This window comes from Paraburkholderia polaris, assembly GCF_012927345.1.
GTDB lineage: Bacteria > Pseudomonadota > Gammaproteobacteria > Burkholderiales > Burkholderiaceae > Paraburkholderia > Paraburkholderia polaris.
The window spans coordinates 100,582-125,791 of record NZ_JABBGJ010000014.1; the positions used below are offsets into that span (position 1 = coordinate 100,582).

General features: G+C 62.3%; 27 protein-coding genes, 1 tRNA gene and 1 riboswitch. Of the genes, 21 read left to right on the forward strand and 7 right to left on the reverse strand.

Annotated elements, in window-relative coordinates:
• Positions 1–88: 88 nt before the first annotated feature.
• The 5 genes from HHL24_RS14825 to glyA form a co-directional block, all read right to left on the reverse strand.
• Positions 89–898 (reverse strand): PilW family protein, encoded by an 810-nt coding sequence (locus tag HHL24_RS14825; RefSeq protein WP_169486209.1) that lies wholly within the window; start codon positions 896–898, stop codon positions 89–91.
• A complete protein-coding gene (locus tag HHL24_RS14830; RefSeq protein WP_169486210.1) occupies positions 895–1,353 on the reverse strand; it encodes a type IV pilus modification PilV family protein in 459 nt (152 codons plus the stop codon). The genes HHL24_RS14825 and HHL24_RS14830 overlap by 4 nt, the downstream gene beginning before the upstream one ends.
• A complete protein-coding gene (locus HHL24_RS14835; RefSeq protein ID WP_407947505.1) occupies positions 1,350–1,916 on the reverse strand; it encodes a GspH/FimT family pseudopilin in 567 nt (188 codons plus the stop codon). The genes HHL24_RS14830 and HHL24_RS14835 overlap by 4 nt, the downstream gene beginning before the upstream one ends.
• A gap of 199 nt (positions 1,917–2,115) precedes the next feature.
• Entirely contained in the window at positions 2,116–2,598 is a 483-nt protein-coding gene (nrdR, locus tag HHL24_RS14840) for a transcriptional regulator NrdR (protein ID WP_027799387.1), read from the reverse strand.
• Positions 2,599–2,604: 6 nt separating this feature from the next.
• Positions 2,605–3,852 carry a serine hydroxymethyltransferase gene (glyA, locus tag HHL24_RS14845; RefSeq protein ID WP_169486211.1) on the reverse strand — a complete coding sequence of 416 codons (1,248 nt, stop codon included), beginning with the start codon at positions 3,850–3,852 and terminating at the stop codon, positions 2,605–2,607.
• A 166-nt stretch (positions 3,853–4,018) separates the two neighbouring features.
• Positions 4,019–4,127, reverse strand: a riboswitch (ZMP/ZTP riboswitch).
• A gap of 238 nt (positions 4,128–4,365) precedes the next feature.
• Here glyA and ydfG point away from each other — a divergent pair.
• From ydfG to HHL24_RS14905, 12 genes are all read left to right on the forward strand, one after another.
• Positions 4,366–5,112 carry a bifunctional NADP-dependent 3-hydroxy acid dehydrogenase/3-hydroxypropionate dehydrogenase YdfG gene (gene ydfG, locus HHL24_RS14850; RefSeq protein WP_169486212.1) on the forward strand — a complete coding sequence of 249 codons (747 nt, stop codon included), beginning with the start codon at positions 4,366–4,368 and terminating at the stop codon, positions 5,110–5,112.
• 70 nt (positions 5,113–5,182) lie between these two features.
• Positions 5,183–5,662, forward strand: a complete 480-nt coding sequence (gene ybgC, locus HHL24_RS14855; protein ID WP_169486276.1) for a tol-pal system-associated acyl-CoA thioesterase — start codon at positions 5,183–5,185, stop codon at positions 5,660–5,662.
• Between the two features lie 155 nt (positions 5,663–5,817).
• A complete protein-coding gene (tolQ, locus tag HHL24_RS14860) occupies positions 5,818–6,495 on the forward strand; it encodes a protein TolQ (protein ID WP_012431821.1) in 678 nt (225 codons plus the stop codon).
• Between the two features lie 10 nt (positions 6,496–6,505).
• Positions 6,506–6,949: a protein TolR gene (gene tolR / locus HHL24_RS14865; RefSeq protein ID WP_169486213.1), complete on the forward strand. Its 444-nt coding sequence runs from the start codon at positions 6,506–6,508 to the stop codon at positions 6,947–6,949.
• Positions 6,946–7,971, forward strand: a complete 1,026-nt coding sequence (tolA, locus tag HHL24_RS14870) for a cell envelope integrity protein TolA (RefSeq protein WP_169486214.1) — start codon at positions 6,946–6,948, stop codon at positions 7,969–7,971. Before tolR ends, tolA begins: the two co-directional genes overlap by 4 nt.
• A 139-nt stretch (positions 7,972–8,110) precedes the next feature.
• Complete coding sequence (gene tolB / locus HHL24_RS14875) at positions 8,111–9,403, forward strand: Tol-Pal system beta propeller repeat protein TolB (RefSeq protein WP_169486215.1); 1,293 nt, start codon at positions 8,111–8,113, stop codon at positions 9,401–9,403.
• Positions 9,404–9,435: 32 nt separating this feature from the next.
• Positions 9,436–9,945 carry a peptidoglycan-associated lipoprotein Pal gene (gene pal / locus HHL24_RS14880; RefSeq protein WP_169486216.1) on the forward strand — a complete coding sequence of 170 codons (510 nt, stop codon included), beginning with the start codon at positions 9,436–9,438 and terminating at the stop codon, positions 9,943–9,945.
• A 19-nt stretch (positions 9,946–9,964) separates the two neighbouring features.
• Complete coding sequence (gene ybgF, locus HHL24_RS14885) at positions 9,965–10,714, forward strand: tol-pal system protein YbgF (protein ID WP_169486277.1); 750 nt, start codon at positions 9,965–9,967, stop codon at positions 10,712–10,714.
• A gap of 193 nt (positions 10,715–10,907) precedes the next feature.
• Positions 10,908–10,983, forward strand: a tRNA-Lys gene (locus tag HHL24_RS14890).
• 228 nt (positions 10,984–11,211) lie between these two features.
• A complete protein-coding gene (locus tag HHL24_RS14895; protein ID WP_169486217.1) occupies positions 11,212–11,871 on the forward strand; it encodes a hypothetical protein in 660 nt (219 codons plus the stop codon).
• A 161-nt stretch (positions 11,872–12,032) separates the two neighbouring features.
• A complete protein-coding gene (locus HHL24_RS14900) occupies positions 12,033–12,497 on the forward strand; it encodes a hypothetical protein (protein ID WP_329606656.1) in 465 nt (154 codons plus the stop codon).
• A gap of 194 nt (positions 12,498–12,691) precedes the next feature.
• The gene (locus HHL24_RS14905) at positions 12,692–13,504 is read left to right on the forward strand and encodes a mechanosensitive ion channel family protein (protein WP_169486218.1); all 813 of its coding nucleotides are present in this window, start codon (positions 12,692–12,694) and stop codon (positions 13,502–13,504) included.
• Between the two features lie 183 nt (positions 13,505–13,687).
• Here HHL24_RS14905 and HHL24_RS14910 read toward each other — a convergent pair whose 3' ends face one another.
• Positions 13,688–14,362 (reverse strand): DedA family protein, encoded by a 675-nt coding sequence (locus tag HHL24_RS14910; RefSeq protein WP_169486219.1) that lies wholly within the window; start codon positions 14,360–14,362, stop codon positions 13,688–13,690.
• Between the two features lie 172 nt (positions 14,363–14,534).
• Between HHL24_RS14910 and mutL the strand changes: the two genes are divergently transcribed.
• Together mutL and miaA are read left to right on the forward strand one after the other, a co-directional pair.
• Positions 14,535–16,574, forward strand: coding sequence for a DNA mismatch repair endonuclease MutL (gene mutL, locus HHL24_RS14915; RefSeq protein ID WP_169486220.1), 2,040 nt, complete (start codon positions 14,535–14,537; stop codon positions 16,572–16,574).
• Between the two features lie 43 nt (positions 16,575–16,617).
• On the forward strand, positions 16,618–17,565 hold the full coding sequence (miaA, locus tag HHL24_RS14920; protein ID WP_169486221.1) for a tRNA (adenosine(37)-N6)-dimethylallyltransferase MiaA: 948 nt from the start codon (positions 16,618–16,620) through the stop codon (positions 17,563–17,565).
• Positions 17,566–17,636: 71 nt separating this feature from the next.
• Here miaA and purM read toward each other — a convergent pair whose 3' ends face one another.
• Entirely contained in the window at positions 17,637–18,692 is a 1,056-nt protein-coding gene (gene purM / locus HHL24_RS14925; protein WP_169486222.1) for a phosphoribosylformylglycinamidine cyclo-ligase, read from the reverse strand.
• A 159-nt stretch (positions 18,693–18,851) separates the two neighbouring features.
• Here purM and HHL24_RS14930 point away from each other — a divergent pair, with 159 nt between their 5' ends.
• From HHL24_RS14930 to panB, 7 genes are all read left to right on the forward strand, one after another.
• Positions 18,852–19,928, forward strand: a complete 1,077-nt coding sequence (locus HHL24_RS14930) for an AI-2E family transporter (RefSeq protein ID WP_169486223.1) — start codon at positions 18,852–18,854, stop codon at positions 19,926–19,928.
• An 82-nt stretch (positions 19,929–20,010) separates the two neighbouring features.
• Positions 20,011–20,784: a DnaA regulatory inactivator Hda gene (gene hda, locus HHL24_RS14935; protein WP_169486224.1), complete on the forward strand. Its 774-nt coding sequence runs from the start codon at positions 20,011–20,013 to the stop codon at positions 20,782–20,784.
• On the forward strand, positions 20,777–21,463 hold the full coding sequence (locus tag HHL24_RS14940) for a histidinol-phosphatase (protein WP_097391368.1): 687 nt from the start codon (positions 20,777–20,779) through the stop codon (positions 21,461–21,463). Before hda ends, HHL24_RS14940 begins: the two co-directional genes overlap by 8 nt.
• On the forward strand, positions 21,460–23,040 hold the full coding sequence (pcnB, locus tag HHL24_RS14945; RefSeq protein ID WP_169486225.1) for a polynucleotide adenylyltransferase PcnB: 1,581 nt from the start codon (positions 21,460–21,462) through the stop codon (positions 23,038–23,040). Before HHL24_RS14940 ends, pcnB begins: the two co-directional genes overlap by 4 nt.
• A 48-nt stretch (positions 23,041–23,088) precedes the next feature.
• Positions 23,089–23,640 (forward strand): 2-amino-4-hydroxy-6-hydroxymethyldihydropteridine diphosphokinase, encoded by a 552-nt coding sequence (gene folK, locus HHL24_RS14950; RefSeq protein WP_169486226.1) that lies wholly within the window; start codon positions 23,089–23,091, stop codon positions 23,638–23,640.
• The gene (locus HHL24_RS14955; protein ID WP_169486227.1) at positions 23,637–24,317 is read left to right on the forward strand and encodes a deoxynucleoside kinase; all 681 of its coding nucleotides are present in this window, start codon (positions 23,637–23,639) and stop codon (positions 24,315–24,317) included. The genes folK and HHL24_RS14955 overlap by 4 nt, the downstream gene beginning before the upstream one ends.
• Before the next feature lie 36 nt (positions 24,318–24,353).
• The gene (gene panB / locus HHL24_RS14960; RefSeq protein ID WP_169486228.1) at positions 24,354–25,169 is read left to right on the forward strand and encodes a 3-methyl-2-oxobutanoate hydroxymethyltransferase; all 816 of its coding nucleotides are present in this window, start codon (positions 24,354–24,356) and stop codon (positions 25,167–25,169) included.
• Positions 25,170–25,210 lie beyond the last annotated feature (41 nt).

The window sequence follows — 25,210 nt, forward strand, 5'->3', positions numbered from 1 at the left end:
TTGCGAACGCATGATCTACGACCGGCACGGACAAGACGTGTCAAATGTTTCGACGACGCGCGGTGCGCTGGATTGCAAGGTCCTCTTGTCACAGGGAATCCTCTGCGTGATTGCGTATCGCTACCCGCCGCCAGAAAGCCTGCCGCGCCCGCATGTCGGCACCAAGCGCGCTCACGCCATCGCAATCGACATAGCGCAAACGCCGTCCCTGCGGAGCGCCGCGGACGAGCACGCAGAGATCGACGGCGACGATCTTGGCCCATTGACCGGTCGTCACCGCCGACGCGTCGATTGCGGTCAGCCCGCCGGCCAGCCAGTACTTGAGCCGCACGCGCTCGACGCCTTCGACCAGCGGCTGCGCGGACCCCGCCTTGCCATTGCCTTCACAGTAAAGTTCCGGCTCGCCCGTCGACCCGCTGACCCTGGCGAAGTACCGGTTGACCACCAACACGCCCTGCCCGTCGAGTGCCGCATTGTTGTTCGTTACAGCCTGACCGAGGCAGTCGGTCGATTGACCGGTCGTTGATGGCCACGTCGAAACGTTGTCCCCAGCATAACGAACCACGATGCCGTCCGAGCGGCTCGGCAACGCCTCGCAGACAACGCTGTCGTCCGCACCAGTCGGGCGCCCCCCCGAACAGCCGAAAAAGGGTGGCGGACTATTGAACCTCACGACGTCCGCGGGCACGAAGCCGGCCATTTGAAGCTGCTGGCCCATCAGCGTAAGCGCGGTCAAGCCGGCTTCGCGAATCCGCATCGCATCGCCCGCGCGCTCGAACACGTCACGCTGAGTTGTATAGAGCGAAACCGCGCCGGCGGTCACCACCAGTCCCAGCGCAATGGCGATCACAAACTCGACGAGCGTATGGCCACGCGCGATATATATACGTTGCGTCATTTCGCAAACGCCAGCGCAACGCATGAGGCGCCGGTGGGAACATCCGCACCACCGCACGATTCGGGCGTGTCGATAACATCGCCGGCGCGCGGCGTGTTACGCAGGGCCGTCCACGTGACACGTGCTGCAGACACACCGCTGCTTTCCGCTACCGACGCTTCGCCGTGCGGCAACAGAGCAGTTGCGCGCGCGCTCAATTGTCTGATCGCAGAATCGCCGGCCGAGGGCTCGCGCATCGCTTCGGCGACGGAATCGGCGATCCATGCCGCGTGCTCGCGCATTGCCATCGCACGGGCTTCGCGCGCAGTCCACAATTGACCGGCGATCAACCCGAGCGCCGTCACTGCCATCAGGGCAACGGCCAGCATCACTTCGATCAGCGAACTGCCTCTGTGCTTTCTTAAGCGCCTTGCTGGGCAACAGCGTGCGCACGGGTTCGACGGATATCGGCTCATGATGCCGCTCCACACGCGCCCTCGATAATCCGCACGCGCCCGCCCGCCGCGATGCGGATGCAGCGCCGCCACTTGTCGCCCTGAGTCGCTTTCGACGGCACGCGCGGCGCGATATCAAAGCTGCGAAAGGTGCCGATCAACTGGCCCGCCGGCGGCGTAAACGTGAGATTTGTCTGCGTCCCGGTGATGCTGACCGCTGCCAGCAAAGGATGTGCTCGCAGCAGCGAGAGCGTGCCACCCCGTTCGGCCAATACGGCCCAGCCGCACGACCAGTCGGTGACGCCGTTGCCGCAAGCTTGCCCTGCAGCAAGGCAATGTCGCGCCGCGTCGATTCTGCACACTGTGACGCGAGCACCGCGGCGCAATGCTTCGCTGCGCGCATAGGCGAGCGTTGCGGCAAGCGCTTTCGCGCGTGCGTCGACCTGGTCCCGCAGGTGCCATGCAACGAACGACGGCGTCGCCATCACCGCAATTACCGCCAGCAGTGCGACAACGGCCAGTGTTTCGACAAGCGTAAAGCCGCGGCGCGGCCTCAAACAAACTGCATCCCATTTCATCTGCATCCCTGATCGTTTCAAAGAATGCAGCCAATCTAGCGATTCGCAAACGGGTCAACAATCGGCCGAATGGCCAGGTGGCACTCAGACGCTATCCCGCGCAAAAATGCACGCGTGACGAACCATAACGGGAGCGGAGATGCAGATGCGTGAACCTACGCAGTGGAAAACAGAACTTGGAACGCAGCTTCAGGCGCGACAGCAATCAGCGCTTGCGGGACGGCTTGGGAGGAGAAGAGGCGCGGCGAAATTCTTCGATCACGTCCTCGAATTCGGAGACGTCTTCGAAGCGCCGGTAGACAGAGGCGAAACGAACATAAGCAATGGTATCGAGCGCACGCAACTCGTTCATCACGAGTTCGCCGAGGCGCTCACTGCGCACCTCACGCTCGCCGCTGCCGAGCAGTTGATACTCGATGCGGGCGACTGCCGCGTCGATCGCGTCCGCTGCCACCGGGCGCTTGCGCAGCGCCAGTTGCATGCTTGCGACGATCTTGCGGCGATCGAATTCCGTGCGGCTGCCATCCTTCTTGACGACCGACGGCAACGCCAGCTCGACCCGCTCATACGTCGTGAAACGTTTGTCGCAGGCCGGGCAGCGGCGGCGCCGGCGAATCGTCGCGCCGTCTTCGGACACGCGGGAGTCTACAACTTGCGTATCGGCGTGACGGCAGAAGGGGCAGTGCATGTCGGCTTAGCCGTAAACCGGGAAGCGCTGAGTCAACTCGGCAACTTGCGCACGTACACGTTCGATCGTAGCCGCGTCTTCCGGGTTGTCCAGCACGTCGGCGATCAGGTTACCCACCTGCTCCGCTTCCTTGACGCCAAAGCCACGCGTAGTCATGGCCGGCGAGCCGAGACGCACACCGCTCGTGACGAACGGCTTTTCCGGGTCGTTCGGAATCGCGTTCTTGTTGACCGTGATGTGCGCCGCGCCAAGCGCAGCTTCCGCTGCCTTGCCGGTGATCTTCTTCGCACGCAGGTCGACCAGCATCACGTGGCTTTCGGTGCGGCCCGAGACGATGCGCAGACCACGCTTGACCAGCGTTTCAGCCAGCACGCGCGCGTTCTCGACGACTTGCTGCTGATACGCCTTGAACTCCGGCGACAGTGCTTCCTTGAACGCGACGGCCTTACCGGCGATCACGTGCATCAGCGGACCACCCTGAATGCCCGGGAAGATGGCCGAGTTGATCTGCTTTTCGAACTCAGCCTTCATCAGGATCACGCCGCCGCGCGGGCCACGCAAGCTCTTGTGCGTGGTGGTGGTGACGAAATCTGCGTGCGGCACCGGGTTCGGATAAACGCCCGCGGCGATCAGGCCGGCGTAGTGCGCCATGTCGACCATGAAGTACGCGCCCACCGACTTCGCAATCTTCGACATCCGTTCGAAGTCGATGCGCAGCGAGAACGCCGACGCGCCAGCCACGATCAGCTTCGGCTTGTGTTCTTGTGCGAGCTTCTCAGCCGCGTCGTAGTCGATGTCTTCGGCTTCGTTCAGGCCGTAGCTAACCACGTTGAACCACTTGCCCGACATATTGACCGGCGAACCGTGCGTCAAGTGACCACCGTGCGCGAGGCTCATGCCCATGATCGTGTCGCCCGGCTTGAGCATGGCGAAGAACACGCCCTGGTTCGCCTGCGAGCCGGAGTTCGGCTGCACGTTGGCGGCTTCGGCGCCGAACAGTTGCTTGACGCGGTCGATCGCCAGCTGTTCGGCGACGTCGACGTATTCGCAGCCGCCGTAATAGCGCTTGCCCGGATACCCTTCGGCGTACTTGTTGGTGAGTTGCGAGCCTTGCGCAGCCATCACGGCCGGGCTCGTGTAGTTTTCCGACGCGATCAGTTCGATGTGCTCTTCCTGACGGCGGTTTTCCTGCTCGATGACCTTCCAGAGTTCAGGATCGACGTTGGCGATGGTACTTTGGGCTCTGTCAAACATACGGATTCCGTTGAGTGTGTTCAGGTTGACCGGATCGTGCGCCGAATCTTGCGTAGAGGGTACGCAGCGCTGCTGGCGACTGGGCCAGCCCTGACGTGGCGGATAGAGAGTCGCCGCACACGCGAGGCAGGACAGCCACCGCCAGCGCAGATCAATGCGCGCGGATCACGGCTGCCCAGGCGAACGGCAAAACGGCACCCTGCGCTTCACGGTGGGTTGTTCCACCTTGAACCCGATTGCTTGAACCGGTTCTATCGCCAGTCACGCAGGGATGAGCGCGTTAGTTTATTGGAAGAGGATCGAATAGGCAACCGGCTTCCTGGCGGGCCGGCGGGCGCTCGCGAAGCCGATTGCGGCGGCGCCGCGAGCAGCGCGCAAACGTCTGATCAAAGCGGACCCGGAATCCGTTCTGCGTGCCTGCCCAAGCCATTGGTACGGCTGGTTCATCCTTGCCGCAGCGCCGCATTGGAAGTAGGCTTGGGACCTTTCTCTTTTACTAGCCAGGGAACTGCAATGATCGTGTTCGTAACCGGAGCGTCCGCGGGGTTCGGCGCCGCTATCGCTCGCGCTTTCGTCAAGGGCGGCCATCGTGTCGTCGCCACCGCGCGCCGCAAGGACCGCCTGCAGGCACTCGCCGACGAACTCGGCGACGCCCTTCTGCCGTATGAGCTCGACGTGCGCGACCGCGCCGCCGTCGAGGCTGTGCCGGCCTCGCTGCCCGCCGATTTCGCCGCGCTCGACGTGCTCGTCAATAACGCGGGCCTCGCGCTCGGCGTCGAGCCGGCGCAAAAGGCAAGCCTCGACGAGTGGAACACCATGATCGAGACCAACTGCACGGGCCTCGTGCAAGTCACGCATGCACTCCTGCCCGGCATGCTGGAACGCAATCGCGGGCACATTTTCAATCTGGGTTCGGCGGCCGGCAGTTGGCCATACGCCGGCGGTAACGTGTACGGCGCAACCAAGGCGTTCGTGCACCAGTTCAGTCTGAATCTGCGAGCCGATCTGACCGGCACAGCATTGCGCGTGACCAACGTCGAGCCGGGCCTGTGCGGCGGCACCGAGTTCTCGAACGTGCGTTTCCGCGGGAACGACGAAAAAGCGGCCAAAATGTACGAGAACGTACAACCGCTGACACCTGAAGATATCGCCGACTCGATCTACTGGATCGCCACCCGGCCTGCCCACGTCAACATCAACACGATCGAGCTGATGCCGGTGGCCCAATCGTTCTCTGCTTTGTCGGTACATCGCGGGTGAAATTCCGGCTGAGGCCCGCCGGGCGGGGCGCACATCTTGAAACAGACCTCGGGGTGTGCGTTCCGGTAAAATGCGCCGCATGAATATGTCGACCAGCCAGCCCGGCACGGAAATCGGCTTCACGTGGCCGATCCGCGTGTACTACGAAGATACCGACGCCGGCGGCATCGTGTTTTACGCGAATTACCTGAAATTTTTTGAACGGGCGCGCACCGAATGGCTGCGCGCGTGCGGCGTCGACCAGAACCGGCTCGCCGACGAAGCGGACGCAATCTTCATCGTGCGCAGCACCGCAGTCGATTATCGGGCGCCAGCCCGGCTCGACGATGTCGTCAATGTGGTAAGCCGAATCGAGCGTCTTGGCCGCGCATCCGTCGATTTTGCGCAGGAAGCGTGGCGTGACGGCACGCTGCTTGCTACCGGCTCCATCCGGGTCGGTTGCGTCGACCGCATTGCGCTGCGGCCGGCCGCGATTCCTCCACCGGTTCTCGCTGCTTTGCGGCGCGGGCCGAGCGTGAACCGCGGCGGCATGTCAACGGACAACGACTGAACCCCGTTGTTACGGGGCCAGTGAACTCATATCGATCAAGCAACACAAAGCATGGTTCGGCTTGCAATATCGCCGATGCTTCCATTTTGCCCACGGCAAGTTTCAAGTGACCTTGCAGCCGGACGCCCCCTTCCGGGACGTTAAAACGAACCTTTATGAACACTACACAAGATCTGTCGATCGTTTCTCTCGTACTCAATGCGAGCCTGCTGGCGCAGGCCGTCATGGCGCTGCTGCTTCTGCTGTCGCTACTGTCGTGGACTTTTATCTTCCGCAAGTGGTTTGCGATCCGCCGCGCACGCGCGCAAACTGAGCGCTTCGAACGCGATTTCTGGTCGGGCGGCGACCTGCAGGCCCTCTATCAGAGCGCCGCGAACAACCGCCACACGATCGGCGCACTGGAACGGATTTTCGAGTCCGGCATGCGCGAATTCCTGAAGGGTAAGGAAAAGCGCCTGAACGATTCAGGTGCGATTCTCGACGGCGCACGTCGTGCCATGCGCGCCGCGTTCCAGCGTGAAATGGACGTGCTCGAGGCAAATCTGGCGTTTCTCGCGTCGGTTGGCTCGGTCAGCCCGTATATCGGTCTGTTCGGCACGGTGTGGGGGATCATGAACGCGTTCCGCGGCCTCGCCAACGTGCAGCAGGCTACGCTTGCGAACGTCGCGCCGGGCATTGCCGAAGCGCTGACTGCCACGGCAATCGGCCTGTTCGCCGCGATTCCGGCCGTGGTCGCCTACAACCGCTACGCGCACGACATCGACCGTCTGGCGATCCGCTTCGAGACCTTCATCGAAGAGTTCTCGAACATTTTGCAGCGTCAGGCACAGTAAGGAGTCCACGATGGCAGGCTCTTCCTCCAGCATGCGCGGTTCCCGTCAGCGCCGCGCGATGGCCGACATCAACGTCGTGCCGTACATCGACGTGATGCTCGTGCTGCTCGTGATCTTCATGGTGACCGCGCCGCTCGTCGCCCCGTCGATCGTCAATCTGCCGACCGTCGGCGGCGCCGCGCCTCAGCAGCAAACGCCGCCCGTGATCGTAAACATCCGCGCGGACGGCAATATGAACGTCAAATACAAGGACGATTCCGGCGCGCAGCAGCAGGAAGACATGACCAAGGCCGATCTGCACGGCTTTATCGCCGACCGCGCGCAATCACATCCAGACCAGCCCGTCGTGATCGCCGCCGATAAAACCGTGAAGTACGAAGTCGTGATGAACGTGATGTCCGAATTGAAAGCTCAGGGCGTCAAGCGCGTTGGATTGCTCGTCAAATCACAATGATCCGCAAGAACTCCGAATACCCGCTTCAACCACCGCGTGAACGCGGCACCTGGCGAGCCTTTGCGTTCGCCCTGGTGATGCACGCGCTGCTGGGGTTCTTCCTGTATCACGGCATTCAATGGCAAAACAGCACGCCCGAAGGCGCGGAAGCCGAACTCTGGACCGAAGTGCCGGACACGGCGATTCCTCGTGCCGTTCCGCCGCCTCCCGTGCCAGTGGCCCCTGCCCCGCCGGTGCGGGACGAGCAGGCCGATATCGCGCTGCAGGAAAAGAAGCGTCAGCAACAGGAAGCGGCTCGCGAAGCGCAACTGGCTGAACAGCAACGTCAGCAAAAGCTGCAAGCGCAGCAGGAAGCCGAGGCGAAGCGTCAGCAGCAACTGGCCGCAGATCAGGCTGCGCAGCTCGCCGCGCAGAAAACCGCAGCGGCCAAGCAAAAACAGCTGCAACAACAGCAACAGCAGCAGGCCGAGAAGCTGAAGCAACAGCAACTGGCCGAGCAGCAAAAGCAGCAGCAACTTAAAGAGCAGCAGCAGGAACAGCAGAAACAGGCTGAGGCCGAGGCGCAGAAGAAGGCCGATGCGCAAAAGGCAGCGAAAGCCAAGGCTCAAGCCGATGCTGCTGCGCAAGCCAAAAAGCTCGACACGGAGCGTCGCGCGCGCCTCGCGCAGATGATGCAAGGTTCGGCCGGCGGCACGAGTTCCAGCAGCGATGGACTTGGCAAGAGCGGCACGGGTAGCGGCTCGGGTGGCACGGCGGCATCGGCGGGTTACGCGGACAAGGTGCGCCGTGTGGTTCGCCCGAACATCTCGTGGGGCGGCGAAACGGAAGGTCTGGAGACCGTCATCTCCGTACGCTGCTCGCCGACGGGCACGCTGCTGGATGCGCAGATCTCGCGCAGCAGCGGCAATTCGGCGTGGGATGACGCGGCACTGCGGGCCGTCCAGCGTTCCAATCCGATGCCTCAGGATATCGACGGAAAGACGCCGACCAGCTTCAAGATTACGTTGCGCCCGGCAGGTTGATTGCAACAATTTGACAGTCCGTTGACAGCAGACGCAGCGCCCCGCCCAGCGCGGCCGACCCGGGAACGAATTAGATATTCGCGGGTCTCTCTGCTGTCATGAAGTGTTAGTAAAACCGTTTTTGGGGAAACCATTCAGCATGAGTTTGATGACCAAGCTAGGCCTGCGGACACTTGTAGCGTCGTGCCTGATCGCCGTCGGCGGCGCCGCCAACGCACAACTCAACGTCCTCGTAACGGGCGTCGGGTCCACACAGTTTCCGATCGCAACGGCGAATTTCGCCAATGAAGCGAACTCGCCGCAGCAGGTCAGCACGATCGTGCGCCAGGATCTGCAACGCAGCGGAAAATTCACGAATATCGACGCGGGCAGCACGCCGGTCTCTGAAACAGATTCCGTCGACCTCGGCAGCTGGAAAGCCAAGGGCGCCAACGCGTTCGTGTCCGGCAGCGTGAACCGTTTGCCGAACGGCCAGTACGAAGTGCGCTTCAAGCTGTACGACACCGTCAAGGGCGAAAGCCTCGGCGGTCTCGTGCTGGTGAGCCCGGAAAGCGGGCTGCGCATGAGCGCGCACAAGGTCGCGGACTACATCTACGCGAAGCTGATGGGCGGCCGCGGCGTGTTCGCCACGCGCCTTTCGTACGTCATCAAGACGGGCGGCCGTTATCAATTGCAGATTTCCGATTCGGACGGCCAGGACGCGCACATCGCGCTGTCGAGCCCCGAGCCGATCATCTCGCCGGCATGGTCGCCTGACGGCACCAAGGTCGCTTACGTTTCGTTCGAAAAGAAGAAGCCGATCGTCTACATCCACGATTTGCCTACGGGCCGTCGCGTGGTCGTATCGGACCAGAAGGGTAACAACAGTGCGCCGGCTTGGTCGCCGGATGGCCGCACGCTGGCCGTCGCGCTCTCGCGCACCGGCAACACGCAGATTTTCGCCGTCAATGCGGACGGCAGCGGCCTGCGCCGCCTCACGCAAGGCAGTTCGATCGACACTGAACCGTGCTTCTCTCCTGACGGCCAGTCGATCTATTTCACCAGCGACCGTGGCGGCCAACCGCAGATCTACAAGATGTCGGCCCAGGGCGAGAACGCCGGCGCCGCGCAACGCGTGACCTTCACGGGCAGCTACAACACCAGCCCGCGCGTGAGTCCGGATGGCAAGCAGCTCGCCTATATCTCGCGCGTCGGCGGCGGGTTCAAGCTCTATATCCAAGACCTGCAAGGCAATACGGCCACGGGCCTGACGGACACCACACACGACGAATCGCCGAGCTTCGCGGCGAACGGTCAGTACATTCTTTACGCCACACAGGTGAACGGCCGTGGCGTGTTGGCGGCAGTATCGACCGACGGTCGCACTCGGCAGGTCCTGTCCGTTCAGGGTGGTAGCGTACGCGAGCCATCCTGGGGCCCGTTTATGCAGTAACGTTCATGCAACAACACAAGGAGAGTAACAAAATGATGTCAAAACTTCGTTTCGCATTTGCCGTACTGATGGTCGGTGCGCTGGCCGCATGTCACTCGGGCGTCAAGCTCGACGAAAACGCTAACAAGGGTGGTGCAGTTTCGACGCAACCGAATCCGACCGATGTCGCTCAGGTCAACGTCGATCCGCTGAACGATCCGAACAGCCCGCTCGCCAAGCGCAGCATCTACTTCGACTTCGACAGCTACTCGGTCAAGGACGATTACCAATCGCTGCTGCAACAACACGCGCAATACCTGAAGAGCCATCCGCAACGCCACGTCCTGATCCAGGGCAACACCGACGAACGCGGCACCAGCGAGTACAACCTGGCACTCGGCCAGAAGCGTGCTGAAGCTGTGCGCCGTTCGTTGTCGCTGATGGGCGTGACGGACTCGCAAATGGAAGCCGTGAGCCTCGGCAAGGAAAAGCCGCAAGCTGACGGTCATGACGAATCGTCGTGGGCACAAAACCGCCGCGCCGACCTCGTGTACCAACAGTAAGTAACGGGTGATGAGCCGAATGACGCATCGTTTCTCCTGGCTGCGGTTTGCCGCAGCGGCCTGCGTCGCAGGCACGGCCTTCGCGGCTGTGCCCGCGCATGCGGGCATCTTCGACGACGATCAGGCCCGTCAGGCCATTCTCGATCTGCGCTCGAAGACCGATAGCCTGTCGAGCCAACTGTCGGCCGCACAGCGCACGATCCTCGATCAGTCCAACCGCCTCGATCAGCTGAATCAGCAGGTCGCGACGTTGCGTGGGCAGAACGAAGACATGGGCAACCAACTCACCACGCTGCAAAAACAGCAGAAGGACTACTACACCGATCTGGACACGCGGCTGAAGAAATTCGAGCCGCAGCAACAGACGGTGGACGGCGTCCAGGGCGAGGTGCAGCCGGGTGAAACCGATTCGTTCAATGCGGCTTCACAGCAGTTCCGCAACGGCGACTTCAAGAATGCGGCTGCGTCGTTCCGCAGCTTCATCTCCAAGTTCCCGAACAGCCCTTACCAGCCGACCGCGCAGTACTGGCTCGGCAATGCGCTGTATGCGCTGCGTGACTACAAGGGTTCGACGGCGACCTGGCAAGGTGTGGTGAAGAACTACCCGCAGCATCCGCGCGCACCGGAAGCGCTGCTCGCGATTGCGAACAATCAGCTCGAGCAAGGTCAGAAGGCTGCAGCCAAAAAGACGCTGGAGCAGATCGTCGCGCAGTACAGCGGCTCGGACGTCGCGCAATCGGCTCAGAGCAAGCTGTCGCAGATCAAGTAGTCGTACAGCGTTTAGCAGTTGATGTAACGCGCAGTGGCTGCGCAGTCCCCAAATCAATGGCCACGCGCGCCTCTCGCTGAAAAGCCCGGGGTAGATACCTCGGGCTTTTCACTATCTGAAGTGCGGATCGCTCGACTAACCACCATGGGTTGACAGCCCATAGAGGCTATCGCTATAATCTCGCTTCTCTTTTGGGTCGTTAGCTCAGCTGGTAGAGCAGCGGACTTTTAATCCGTTGGTCACAGGTTCGAATCCCGTACGGCCTACCAAAAGATTCAAGGGCTTGCACGCGTCAGCGTCGCAAGCCCTTTTCTTTTTCTGGCCCGCGCGCCGCCCTCTCCGCTCGATCCCCCAAATAGTTCGACACCCCACAGACCGCCCGCGTCTTGCGCAAGCATTATCGCTTCACGGCGCCGGAAGAGCGCCGCAAAAAAGACCATAAAACAGGGCTGCCTGGACAAACGACTCCGCCGCCCAACCCGCCCAGGGGGGCGCCCATGAACACTGCAAAAGTAATCTGGGTAGTAGGTTTGGCAATCTCGATCGAAACGGCGCACGCTCAGGAAGTATTCCTGGAGGGCGGGACGCTTGGTGTCGGCATTGGCGCGGCGCTGAACGTCACGTCCTGGTTCGGCTTGCACGCGGACTTCAACGCGATCAACTTGTCGCATGACTTCACGGTGGGGGGAAATCGTTATGCCGACGGCGTGCGTCTTCGCCAGGGAGGTCTCTACGGCGATCTGTTCCCGTGGTCGAACAGCGGCTTTCGCGTCACCGCCGGCCTTCGCTTCACGGACGATGAGGTCAGCGGCAATTCCGTTCCCACGAACGGCACCTACACATTCAAAGGCCAGACCACACCGGCCTTTCCAGGCGAGTATGCGACCGCCACGGTCAAGTACCCGACCGTGATGCCTTATCTGGGGGTGGGCTATGGTTTGCAACCCACAGCCAAAGGATTTGGCCTCGTGGTCGATCTCGGCGTCGCTTATGGCGTACCGCGCTCGTCCTATACGTTGTCACCGGCCCTGGCTCAGGCTGCGGGTCCCGCCATGAGCCAGGAGATTATCGCGACCGGCTTGCAGCAACTGAGGGACAAGGCCTCGCCCTACCGATGGTATCCGACGCTGCAAATTGGCCTTTCGTACCACTTCTGATCAGTTGGCCTCAATCTTTCGCTTTGGCGCAAAAGATTCTGACAGCGCAAATCATAACGACCCACGCGACCATGAGGTCTGTCTTACATCACGCTTCTTCGATACGGAACGGATACAACGGACTCCGAACATTGATATTTATTGAGACGTAAAGACGTGCAATGATCGCCGCCGATTCTGCGAATCACGCTGCAACGCTGCGTGAGCAGACGCTCGGACAACACCGCAGATCCCTGCGCTTTCATTCCGTCAATATGACCAATTTTCTGTTCGACCTTGTCTCGAACCTTGCTTTGCTGGCTATCGTGCTGAGCGCGTGTCATCTGTGCAACCGGCTCGTACCCGGTGCCGCGCTCAATGGCGCGCACATTTTCGTTGCGCTGGCTTCGGCCGCGTTGCTGCTCGATGCCGCGCTGACCTTTCTCGTGTTCGCCGATGCGCAGAGCCGCTATGGCAAGTTCAGCACGTCGAGCGCATTCTTCGAGCGCGCCAGCGCGTACGTGCTGGCAGCCATTGCCGCATTCGCGTGGCAGTACGCCGCACGTTGCGCCCGCCCCGCCAAAACTAACAACCACGCGCTGGTCATCCGCACGTCCCCGTATTCCGAATCACATCTGCCGATGTAACTCCACGCGGCCCACTTTCTCCTCGTCACGCAATCCGCATCATCATCAGGAACGGACCTTGCGTATGGGCGCGCCGTCGCCTATAACTTCCGATGACCGAGGGTTACCGTTCGCGCCCGCCACCGGGCATTTGCCGCTGTATTGCACTACCGCCGTTCAATCAGTCGAAGGCAACTTAACCAACGAGGAACATCTTGGATCTCGAAACCGTACGCGTGTTCATCATGACCCGAGGCATCGACCTCGGCACCAAGGTACTCGGTGCGATCGTGTTGTGGGTCGTTGGCCGCTGGGTCATTGGCCTGATCACCGGCTTGCTTCGCAAACTGCTTTCGAAAAACGGCCGGGTCGATCCAACGCTCGCGCATTACCTCGGTTCGATTCTCGGCGCGCTGCTGAACCTGCTGCTGATTCTCGCGATCCTGCAAGTGTTCGGCGTCCAGACTACCTCGTTCGCCGCATTGCTCGCCGGCCTCGGTCTTGCGATTGGCACTGCGTGGGGTGGATTGCTCGCCCACTTCGCGGCAGGCATCTTCATGCAGGTACTGCGGCCGTTCAAGGTGGGTGATTTCGTCATGGCGGGCGGCGTCACGGGCACGGTCTCGGAACTGGGGCTGTTCGGCACAACCATCGTGACGCCCGACAATGTGACGACCATCGTCGGCAACAACAAGATCTTTTCGGACACGATCTCGAACTACAGCGCATTGCCGGTGCGGCGCGTCGAGCTGACCGCGAAGATTGCGAACGGCGTCGATCCTACGGATGCGATGAACCGGCTGAAGGCGGCCGTTACGCAGATTCCGAACGTGGCCGAAAGTCCCGCACCGGATATCGAAGTGCTGAGCTTCACGCCGGAAGGACCGTTGCTGTGCGTGCGGCCCTACACGCACACCGACCATTACTGGCAGGTCTACTTCGATACCAACCGCGCGATCATTCAGACCTTCAAGGATGCAGGCTATCCGACACCGGAAACCCCGCTTGCGCCGCGTATCGTCAGTTGAGCGCGACCGGGGCTCAGGTCTCTGGACTGAGGTTGACGTTCGCTAAGGCGAAGCGTTTTTTCGGTGCCTCAGCGGTCCGGCTCATCGGCTTATCGGCTCATCGGAATCAGGACCGCAAAACGAAAACGGCGTCGCGAGATTCGCGACGCCGTTTTCTCATCTTCCTTCGGACTACGTGAAGCGTTAGCGGCTACCCGATTTGGCCGCGGCGTTCTTGCGCGTCATTTTCCATAGCGCACCAAGCACAACCGGCACCACGGCCGCGCCGATACCCACCAGCACGATCAAGTTCAGATACTGCCGGATGAACGGAATGTTGCCGAAGAAGTAACCGAGGAACACCAGCAGCAACACCCAGAACAGCGCACCGAGAACGTTGAACAACTGGAACCGGCTAACCGTCATCTCCGATGCACCGGCAACGAACGGGGCAAAGGTCCGTACCACCGGAATGAAACGCGCCAGCACGATGGTCTTGCCGCCATGCTTTTCATAAAAGTTATGAGTTTTCTGCAGCGCGGTGCGGTCAAGGAAGCGCTCAAGAAAAGGGATGTGTGAATTGAACACCCGAGGCCCGATGGACCGCCCGACCATGTAGTTCACCGTGTTGCCAATGACCGCTGCGACGAGCAGCAGCACGATCAGCAAACCGAGGTTCATTTCACCGGTCGCGCAAAAGGCACCGCCGATGAACAGCAGCGAATCGCCAGGCAGGAACGGCAGAACGACCAGCCCGGTTTCGCAGAACACAATCAGAAAGAGCACCGCGTAGACCCAGGCGCCGTACTCGTGAATAAAGACGCCCAGAAACTTGTCGATGTGCAAGACAAGGTTGGCGAACTGTAGCAGCGTGTCCAAAAAGCGTCCTTTATTGAGCGAATGTGAGCGTGGCGGGAGCGGCCGCGTCAGCAGCTTTGCGGGCGATGGGCAGCGAGCGCGTGCTCGCCGCCGGAAATTGACCGCGTCATGATACCGAAAGTGCCCGGTTGCGATTAAAAATCTGCTCGCGCCGAATCGCTATAATTTCGCCATGTCAGAATTCTCCGAAACACCTGCCGGCACCGTCGACGCGGCCGCAGTTTCCGCCGCCACGCCCGTCCCACGCCCGTTGCGGGCGATCCAGCCCCTGCCCGATCAGTTGATCAGCCAGATTGCCGCCGGCGAAGTGGTCGAGCGGCCGGCCTCGGTGGTCAAGGAATTGCTGGAAAATGCGCTCGACGCTGGCGCGCAGACGCTGCGCATCCTCCTCGACGAGGGCGGCGTCAAACGCATCTCGATCACCGACGACGGCTGTGGCATCCCCGAAAACGAACTCGCGCTCGCACTGATGCGTCACGCGACCAGCAAGATCCGCTCGCTCGCCGAACTGGAGGCGGTCGCCACGCTGGGGTTTCGCGGCGAAGCGCTGGCGTCGATTGCGTCGGTCGCGCAGATGAGCATCACGAGCCGCACTGCTGACGCGCCGCACGCCGTGCGCGTCGACGCGCAAACGGGTGTGCTGAGTCCCGCCGCCGGCACCCAAGGCACCACGATCGAAGTCCGCGAGCTGTACTTCAATACGCCCGCGCGCCGCAAATTCCTGAAAAGCGAGCAGACCGAACTTGGCCATTGCCTCGAACAGATTCGCCGCGCTGCGCTGGCGCGGCCGGATGTGGCGATTTCGGTGCTGCATAACGGTAAGGCGGTTGAACACTGGAACGCCAGCGAGCCGCCCGCGCGGGTCGCGAAGATTCTTGGCGAAACCTTCGCGACGGCTCATTTGCCGCTCGACGAATCCGCCGGACCGCTCGCCGTCTACGGGTGCGCCGGCCTGCCGACCGCGAGCCGCGGGCGCGCCGATCAACAGTATTTCTTCGTCAATGGCCGGTTCGTGCGCGACAAGCTGCTCACGCACGCCGTGCGCGCCGCCTACGAAGACGTGCTGCACGGCGACCGCTATCCGTCCTACGTGCTGTTTCTCGATCTGCCGCCAGAAGCGGTCGATGTGAACGTGCATCCGTCCAAAATCGAAGTGCGGTTTCGCGATTCCCGGTCGATTCACCAGTTCGTGTTCCATGCCGTGCAACGTGCGTTGGCGCGGCACGCGGGCGCCTCGCCGGAAACAACCGCCGGTGGGCATGCGGCGCATCTGGAAGCGTCGACGGGCGGGCCGGCATCGTTCGGCGCTACGCCGCCAGGCGGTGCGGGCGCTGGAAGCGGTGGCGGCTTCGGCACCGGCGCAGGCAGCTTTGGCGGTGGCACGGCCAGCGGATTCGGATCCTCGCAGCCCGGCAATACCTGGATGCGTCAGGCGCGCATGACGCAGGGCACGCTGCCGGTTGCGCAACCGCTGGCGTTCTATGACGCGCTTTTCGGCCGTAAAGACACGAACACCGGCACAGCGGAAGGCGCGACGTTGTTCGAAGCGCGCGACTCGGCTGCAGAAGCGCCGTCCCCGTACAACACCTCGGGGTCATACGCATCGCCCGCGTTCAATGCCTCAGACGAGCAACCGCTCGGCTTCGCGCTCGGCCAGATTCACGGCATCTATGTGCTCGCGCAGAACGCGCACGGACTCGTGATTGTCGACATGCACGCCGCGCACGAACGCATCCTGTACGAGCAGTTCAAGAACGCCTTGGCCGATCGCACGATTGCTGTGCAGCCGCTGCTGATCCCGCAAACGATGCAGGCCGATCCAATCGAAATTGGCACGGTCGAGGAAGAGCGCGACACGCTGGACGCACTCGGTTTCGATCTCGCCGTGCTGTCGCCGACCACGCTCGCGATCCGCGCCGTGCCTGCGTTGCTGAAAGACGCCGATCTGCAGGCGCTGGCACGCGCGGTCCTCTCCGACCTGCACGCGTTCGGCGGTTCACGCGTGTTGACCGAGCGTCAGCACGAACTGCTAGGCACGCTCGCGTGCCATCACGCGGTGCGCGCGAACCGGCGTCTGACGCTCGATGAAATGAATGCGCTGCTGCGCCAGATGGAGGCGACCGAGCGCGCCGACCAATGCAACCACGGGCGTCCGACGTGGTACCAGTTGACGCTGTCCGATCTCGATCGGCTGTTCATGCGTGGGCAATGACGGTGCGCCTGATTACGCTGATTCGGCGCGCGCCGTCTTGCCTATGACTTCACGCACTCCCGCGCCGATCCCGTGCCTGCTCGGCCCGACCGCATCCGGCAAAACCGCCGCCGCGCTGGCGCTGGCCGCACGGCGGCCGGTGGAAATCATCAGTGTCGATTCGGCGCTGGTCTATCGCGAGATGGATATCGGCACCGCCAAACCGACGCCGGAAGAACGCGCGGTGGCGCCGCATCATCTGATCGACATTGTCGATCCGGCGGACGCGTATTCGGCGGCGGAATTTCGCAGCGACGCGTTGCGCCTGATCGGCGAGATCAGCGCGCGCGGGCGGCTGCCGTTATTGGTCGGCGGGACCATGCTGTACTACAAGGCGCTCACTCAGGGGCTAAACGACCTGCCCGCCGCCGATGCCGACGTACGCGCGACGCTCGATGCCGACGCTGCACGCGACGGCTGGCCGGCGCTGCATGCGCGGCTTGCCGCTGTCGACCCCGTTACGGCTGCGCGCCTGGCACCGAACGATTCGCAGCGAATTCAGCGGGCGCTCGAAGTTTTTACGCTGACTGGGCAAGCGATGTCTGCTTTGCTGGCCGCGCCCGCCCGAACGGATGACGCCGCTTTGGCGTGGCGCTTCGTGCCGATTGCGCTCGAACCCTCTGAGAGGAGCGTGCTGCATGCGCGCATCGAAAATCGCTTCGACGCCATGCTGGCCAACGGCTTTATCGACGAAGTGGTGAAATTACGCGAACGCGGGGATTTGTCGCCCGAGATGCCGTCCATGCGCTGCGTGGGATACCGGCAGGTCTGGGAATATCTCGACGGGGCCGTCGACTATTCGACCATGCGGGACAAGGGGGTCTTTGCGACCCGGCAATTGTGCAAGCGGCAGCTCACTTGGCTGCGCAGCATGACAGAGCGGGTTGTTGTTGATTGCTGCGATCCCAACGCAACTGCGCAGGTCGTCAGCTTGATTGAAGCGGTGATTTGAGGTTTTCACCCACGCGACGCCTTCTTTCTGTACGCCGCGCAGGCAAACCAGCTTTGAATCAAGCTGGCTGGTTAGACGACTACCGTCTGAGCTTCACCGGCCGCACTTTCGCGAATCACGCCGATCTTCCAGACCTGCTCGCCAGCCGCCGACAAAAGCCCGATCGCCGCATCGGCATCAGCAGCAGACACAACCACCGCCATCCCGATCCCGCAGTTGAACACGCGGTGCATTTCAGCATCCGCCACGCCGCCGTGCTTCTGCAGCCACGAGAACAGCGGCGGCAGCGGCCAGCCGCGGTGATCCAGCTCAGCCGTCAGACCTTCACGCAGAACGCGCGGAATATTCTCGACCAGCCCGCCGCCGGTGATGTGCGCCATACCCTTAACCGCGATCTGCTGCATCAAGGCCAGCAAAGGCTTCACATAAATATGCGTAGGCGCCATCAACGCGTCGGCCAACGAACGGCCATCAAAATCCGCATTCAGATCAGGCTGTGCACGCTCAATGATCTTGCGCACCAGCGAAAAACCGTTCGAATGGATGCCGCTGGAAGCCAAACCCAGCACCACGTCACCCGGGGCGATCGTGCTGCCGTCGATAATCTTGCTCTTTTCCACCGCACCGACCGCAAAACCGGCCAGATCGTATTCTCCGTCCGGATACATGCCGGGCATTTCAGCCGTCTCGCCGCCGATCAACGCGCAGCCGGACAGTTCGCAGCCATGCGCGATACCCTTCACGACCGTCGCCGCCGTAGCGACGTCCAGCTTGCCGCAAGCGAAATAGTCGAGGAAGAACAGCGGCTCGGCACCCTGCACCAGAATATCGTTCACGCTCATCGCCACCAGATCCTGGCCGACGGTGTCGTGTTTGTTCAGTTGAAACGCTAGGCGAAGCTTGGTGCCGACACCGTCGGTGCCCGAAACCAGCACCGGCTCCTTGTACTTCTTCGGCACTTCAAACAGCGCGCCGAACCCGCCGATGCCGCCCAGCACGCCGTCGCGCATCGTCTTTTTGGCAAAGGGCTTGATCGCGTCAACAAGGGCGTCGCCCGCGTCGATGTCCACGCCGGCGTCGCGATACGACAACCCTTGGGTGTCAGGGGCGGATTTCGGTTGATTCATGGGGAAGGGCAAGAAGGTCGGTAAAATGCGATTTTACCCGATGCCGACCAGAGTTGGCGCTTCAGCGCTTACTCGGGTCCCATACAGAGTTGCCGGCCGTCTGGCTGGAATTTGAATCATCCTTACTCATCCGGTCGCGACGACACCAGGGAAACAACTTTGCAACAGAACTCCTCGATCCTGACGCCTGTGCAGCGCCGCGCCTTTATCTGGCTGGCGATCGCGCTGGGCGTCGGCATTCTGCTTTGGCTCCTGAGTCCGGTCCTCACGCCGTTCCTGCTCGGCGCCATTCTCGCGTACATTCTGCAACCGGGCGTCGCGTGGATGGTGCGCCGGCGTGTGCCGCGCGCCCTCGCCGCCTTGCTGATGATGCTGTTCTTCTCGTTGCTGGTGACGCTGCTCGTGCTGCTGGTGCTGGCCGTCATCCAGAAAGAAGGTCCGCAGTTACGGCAGCAGGTGCCGGTTTTCTTCGCGCATGTCAGCGCCTGGCTGCAACCCAAGCTCGCCATGCTGGGCCTCGCCGATTCGCTCGATTTCGCCAGCATCCGCGATCTCGTGATGGGGCAACTGGAAGGCAGCGCGCAGACCGTCGCGCTGTATGCCTGGACCTACATTCGCACCAGCGGCAACGTGATGATGACGGTGGTCGGCAACGTCGTGCTGGTGCCGCTCGTGCTGTTTTATCTGCTGTATGACTGGAACCGCATGCTCGCGCGTATGCAGATCGTGGTGCCGCGCCGCTGGCTCGACAAGACGCTGCAACTCGCGCGCGACATGGACCAGATGCTGTCGCAATACCTGCGCGGCCAATTGCTCGTGATGGCGGTGCTCGCGGTCTACTATGCGATTGCGCTGACCGTCGCGGGCTTCGAGATCGCGCTGCCGGTGGGTATTTTCACGGGCCTCGCTGTGTTCATCCCGTACATCGGTTTTGCAACCGGACTCGTACTGGCGCTGCTCGCGGCACTGCTACAGTTCGGCGACTGGTACGGCTTCGGCGCGGTCGCGCTGATTTACGGTGTCGGCCAGATCGTGGAGAGCTTTTATCTCACGCCGCGCCTCGTCGGCGAACGGATCGGCCTGCACCCGCTCGCGGTAATCTTCGCGTTGCTCGCGTTCGGCCAGCTGTTCGGCTTTTTCGGCGTGTTGCTGGCGCTGCCGGTCAGCGCCATTCTGTCAGTAGCGATGCGCGAGTTGCGTCAAAGCTATCTGGCGAGCACGCTTTACAACAACTGAGTCACTGACTGTTCATTGACGTTTTAGGGCCCGAGATTCGGGCCATTTGCGGCCTGAGCCTCATTTTCGGCATTAACCTACTGTGCTTCGTCAACTGACGCTCGATCTCGGCACCCCGCCGCCATCGACATTCGACAATTTCTTCGCCGGCGCCAACGCCGAGCTGGTCACGCGGCTGCGCGAGCTCGACAACGCGCTCGCGGCCGGGCCAGTGGCCGACCGCACCTTCTACCTCTGGGGCGAAGCCGGCAGCGGCCGCACGCATCTGCTGCAGGCGCTGGTCCACGAAGCGCCGCCGGGCCATGCGCGCTTTGCCGGCCCGCAGAGCAGCCTCGCCGCCTTCACGTTCGACCCGCGCGTCGCGCTGTATGCGATCGACGATTGCGACAGCCTGTCCGCCGCGCAGCAGATTGCCGTGTTCAACCTGTTCAACGAAGTGCGCGCGCATCCCACCAGCGCGCTCGTCGCCGCGGGCAATGCGCCGCCGATCGGCATGACGGTACGCGAAGATCTGCGCACGCGCCTCGGCTGGGGCCTTGTGTTTCACCTCGCGCCGCTGCCGGACGAAGGCAAGGCCGCGGTGCTGAAACACGCGGCGCGCGAGCGCGGCATCATGCTTGCCGACGACGTCCCCGCCTACCTGCTGACACATTTTCGCCGCGACATGCCGAGCCTGATGGCGTTGCTCGACGCGCTCGACCGCTTCTCGCTCGAACAGAAACGCGCGGTCACGCTGCCGCTTCTACGCACCATGCTGGCCTCGCCTGAAGCCGATGACCGGCGAACGGCGCCCGGCTCATCCGCCTCATCCGCATCCCCCGCCGCCGCTTCAAGTAAAATAGGCCCCCATGGCTAACCTCGCACTCTTCGACCTCGACCACACGCTCATTCCCACCGACAGCGACCACGAATGGGGCCGCTTCATGGTGAAACAAGGTATGGTCGACGCGGAAAACTTCGCCCGTGAAAACGACCGCTTTTTCGCCGACTACAAAGCCGGCAAGCTCGACATTCACGCTTATCTGATCGCCATGCTCACGCCGCTCGCGAAATACACGCGCGCTCAGCTTGCCGACCTTCACGCGCAGTACATGCATGAAGTCATCAAGCCGGCGATCTTTCCGGTCGCGCTGGAGCTGGTCAGGGAGCACCGTGAAGCCGGCGATCTCTGCTGCGTGGTCACCGCGACCAACGAATTCATTACCCGCCCGATCGCTCAGGCGTTCGGCGTCGATGCGCTGATCGCCTGCGAAGCGGAAACTGTCGACGGCCAGCCGCATTCGCCGTACACCGGCCGCCCCACCGGCACGCCGAGCTACAAGGAAGGCAAGATCGTCCGTACCGAGGCGTGGCTGGCTTCGCTCGGCAAGACCTGGAGCGACTTCGAGCACAGTTATTTCTACAGCGACTCGCACAACGACATCCCGCTGCTCGAAAAGGTCACCGATCCGATCGCGACCAATCCCGACGACACATTGCGCGCCCATGCGCAGGCCAAAGGCTGGCGCATCCTCGAACTCTTTCAACCCTCGTGATCAAAAAACTTATCCGCAAGCTATTCGGCCAGGACTCGGCGCCCGCTGACGACACCCCGCCCGCCGAAGCCGAAGCAGACGAAGCCGGCGAGGCACCGGCACGCAACGCGTCCAGCGCCAGCAAAGCGCGCCGCAAACCCGCACGCCCAGCCGTCAAAGCCGTGCGGGACCCCGACGTGCCGGTCATCATTCCGCACGACGCGCATGGCATCGATCAGTCGCTGATCTCGAGGAACGCAATTCGCGTCACCGAGGGCCTGCAAGAGGCAGGGCATCGCGCGTTTATCGTCGGCGGTGCGGTGCGCGATCTCTTGCTCGGCATCAAGCCGAAGGACTTCGACGTCGCAACCGACGCCACGCCCGAACAGGTGCAAAAGCTGTTCCGCCGCGCCCGCATCATCGGCCGCCGGTTTCAGATCGTGCACGTGCAGTTCGGCCAGGAAATCATCGAAACCTCGACGTTCCGCGCGCTGGTCGATCCGCCCGCAGCCGACGCAGCGCCGCCGCGCCGCCTGAAGCGCGACGAGCTCGACCGCCGCACGCATGCGGTGGATGCCAGCGGCCGCGTACTGCGCGACAACGTCTGGGGCGAGCAGCACGAAGACGCCACACGCCGCGACTTCACGATCAACGCGATGTACTACGATCCGGCCACGCAAACCGTGCTGGACTATCACAACGGCATGGCCGACATGCGCGCGCGTCTGTTGCGCATGATCGGCGACCCGGCCACGCGTTATCGCGAGGATCCGGTGCGCATGCTGCGTGTGGTGCGTTTTGCCGCCAAGCTCGAGTTCGAGATCGAAGACACGACCCGCGCGCCGATCGCCAACATGGCCGATCTGATCAACAACGTGCCGGCCGCGCGTCTGTTCGACGAGATGCTCAAGCTAATGCTGTCGGGCCACGCGCTCGCCTGTTTGAAACGTCTGCGCCAGGAGGGCCTGCATCACGGGCTGCTGCCGCTGCTCGATGTGGTGCTGGAGCAGCCGATCGGCGAGAAATTCATCACGCTCGCGCTGACCAATACGGACAGCCGCGTGCGTGCCGGCAAGCCGGTTTCACCGGGCTTCCTGTTTGCCACGCTGCTGTGGCACGACGTCCAGACGCGCTCGCAACAATTTGAAGCGAACGGTGAATATGCGGTGCCGGCGCTGCATCGCGCGATGGACGAAGTCCTCGACATGCAAACCGAGAAGCTCGCGATCCACAAGCGCTTTTCGTCGGATATGCGCGAGATCTGGGGCCTGCAGCTGCGCCTCGAGAAACGCTCGGGAAGAAGCGCGCTGAAGCTGCTGGAACACCAAAGATTTAGAGCGGGGTATGATTTCCTCCTGTTACGCTGCGAATCGGGCGAACTCGATGAGTCGGTCGGTGCGTGGTGGACGGAGTTCATCGAAGGAGACGTCGCTGCGCGTGAGACATTGCTCACGCAAGGCGGGAAGGACCGAAGCCCCAGAAAACGACGGCGGCGCAGCAGTGGCGCCAGAACCCGCAAACCGGGCGAAGGAATGGAGGGCGGTTCGCCAGAACGCGCAGCCAACGACGCGGGCCATGACGGCTCGCACGAAGACTGACGCAGCGTTGGCTGTTACCGTCGAACGATAGTCGCAGGAAGTTATGCCATGACGGTTGCTTATCTCGGCCTCGGCGCGAATCTCGGGGACGCGCGCCAGACCCTGAAAGACGCGGTGGTGTGCCTGGCACAACAGCACACCATCACCGTGCTCGCCAAGTCGAGCCTGTATCGCACCGCCCCGATCGACGCGGGCGGCGATGATTATTTCAACTGCGTCGTGAAGGTCGATACGACGCTCCCCGTGCGGCATCTGCTCGCGCTGTGCCACAAGATCGAGCACCAGTTCGGCCGAGAGCGGCCGTTTCGCAACGCCCCGCGCACGCTTGATCTTGACATCCTGCTGTTCGGCGATCAATCGATCGACGAAGCCGATCTGATCGTGCCGCATCCGCGTTTGATCGAACGCGCGTTTGCACTTGTGCCGCTCGTCGAGATCGACGCAGCGCTGATCATCCCGCAACACGGCCGGGCCGAGGCGCTGCTTGACGGCGTGAGCGATCAACGTATCGAGCGGGTGAAGGGACCCTGCCAGTGCCCCATGCTCAATGCATTGAATGCCGGTGCTGCCGCCGCTGCGGACAAGGGCCGTTGCGAATGAATTCGCCGCCGCTCACTGTCACCGCACCCCAACTACGGCCCCCTTTCGGCTATCTCGCGATCGAAGGGCCGATCGGCGTCGGCAAGACCTCGCTCGCACGGCGGCTCGCACAGCGCTGGTCGATGCACGAGCTGTTCGAACGGCCACAGGACAATCCCTTTCTCGAACGCTTTTATCGCGACACCGCGCGTTATGCGCTGCCTACGCAATTGCATTTCGCCTTGCAACGCGCGCAGCAAGCCCAGGACGTGGCGGCCGCGCATGTGGCAGGCACACCGCTTATTGCCGATTTCATGACGCAGAAGAACGACATCTTCGCGCGTCTGACGCTGCAGGAAGACGAGTGGCAACTTTATCGCGCCCTCGCCGCGCGACTCGACGTGAGCGCGCCGGCACCGGATTTCGTGGTCTATCTGCAAGCCAGTCCTGAAGTGCTGTTCGCGCGCATCCAGAAGCGGGCTGTGCCAATGGAGCTGCAGATTTCCGATGCGTATCTGCACGCACTCTGCGACGCCTACAACGAGTTTTTCTATCACTACGACCGCACGCCCGTGCTGACGGTCAACGCTGAACATCTGAATCCGCTCGACTCGGACGCGGACCTTGCGCTACTCGCCGAACGCATCGAAACCATGCGCGGCCGCAAGGAATTCTTTGTCAAAGGCACGTCGCTTTAAGCGGCGCGCCCCCTCCTTTTTCCAACGGATTTCCCCATGACCTATTTGCAGGAAGCGAGCCGGAACGCCATCACCGTGCCGAAACTGCAGGCAATGCGCGACGCCGGCGAAAAGATCGCCATGCTGACCTGTTACGACGCGAGCTTCGCCGCGCTGCTGGATCGCTCGGGCGTCGACGTGCTGCTGATCGGCGATTCGCTCGGCAACGTGCTGCAAGGCCAGACGACCACCCTGCCGGTGACGCTCACCGACATCGCGTATCACACGGCGAGCGTCGCGCGGGCGCGGCCCTCTGCGCTGGTGGTGGCCGACCTGCCGTTCGGCACGTACGGCACGCCGGAAGACGCCTTCAGGAGCTCGGTGGAACTGATGCGCGCCGGCGCGCAGATGGTGAAGCTCGAGGGCGGTGAATGGCTCGCGGACACAGTGCGCTTTCTGGTCGAACGGTCGATTCCGGTGTGCGCGCACGTCGGTCTGACGCCGCAATCGGTGCATGCGTTTGGCGGCTTCAAGGTGCAGGGCAAGACCGACGCCGGCGCGAGCCAGGTACTGCGCGATTCGCTCGCCGTGCAGAACGCGGGCGCCCAGTTGATCGTGATAGAAGCGATTCCGACGCTGCTCGGCAGTGAAGTTACAAAGCAATTGCGAATTCCGACAATCGGCATCGGGGCGGGCCTGGACTGCTCGGGTCAGGTATTAGTGCTGCACGACATGCTAGGGATTTTCCCCGGCAAGCGGCCGCGCTTTGTGAAGGATTTCATGCAGGGGCAGCCGAACATCCAGGCCGCAGTTGAAGCATATGTGCGTGCCGTGAAGGACGGCTCGTTCCCTGGGCCGGAGCACACGTTCTGAACAAGCGGTCTGATCGCGGACCAGGTCGAGGGGGCGCAGTT